Here is an 852-nt window from a genome sequence, read left to right as displayed (position 1 = left end):
CGCCGCCCCCGCGGCCGCAGCCGCCCTCACAGGCACCTCCGCCTCCGCGCCCGCAGGCACCTCCGCACCCGCGCCCGCCTCCGTACCGAACGGCAAGGACCGACGACCGTGATCCGTTTCGAGGACGTCTCCGTCATGTACGACGGCGCGCGCGAACCCGCCGTCCGGGGGCTCGACCTCTCGATCCCCGAGGGCGAACTCACCCTGCTGGTGGGCCCGTCGGGCGTCGGCAAGTCGACGGTGCTGGGCGCGGTGAACGGCCTGGTGCCGCACTTCACCGGCGGCACCCTGCGCGGCCGGGTGACGGTCGCCGGACGCGACACCCGCACCCACAAGCCGCGTGAACTGGCCGACGTGGTCGGCACGGTGGGGCAGGACCCGACGGCGCACTTCGTCACCGACACCGTCGAGGACGAACTCGCCTACGGCATGGAGTCGCTGGGCCTGGCCCCCGACGTGATGCGCCGCCGCGTGGAGGAGACGCTGGACCTGCTGGGTCTGGCCGACCTGCGGGAGCGGCCGGTCTCCACGCTGTCCGGCGGGCAGCGGCAGCGGGTCGCCATCGGATCGGTGCTCACCCCGCACCCGCGGGTGTTGGTGCTGGACGAGCCGACCTCCGCGCTGGACCCGGCGGCCGCCGAGGAGGTCCTGTCGGTGCTGCAGCGGCTGGTGCACGACCTGGGCACCACGGTGCTGATGGCCGAGCACCGGCTGGAGCGGGTCGTGCACTACGCGGACCGGGTGGTGCTGCTGCCGGCCCCCGGTGAGGCCGCGGTGGTGGGCGCCCCGGCCGAGGTGATGGCCGCCTCCCCCGTCTTCCCGCCGGTGGTCGAGCTGGGCCGCCTGGCAGGC

1 protein-coding gene is annotated in these 852 nt (G+C 75.2%); it reads left to right on the top strand.

Going from position 1 to position 852, the window contains the following annotated elements; genetic code table 11:
• Positions 1 to 108: 108 nt before the first annotated feature.
• On the top strand, positions 109 to 852 hold a 744-nt coding region (locus tag ACOV8S_RS10160), incomplete at its 3' end, for an ABC transporter ATP-binding protein (protein WP_448317465.1).

This window comes from Streptomyces sp. CO7, assembly GCF_053474865.1.
The sequence above is the reverse complement of the archived record's forward strand: the minus strand, read 5'-3'. Positions and strand labels throughout refer to the sequence as shown.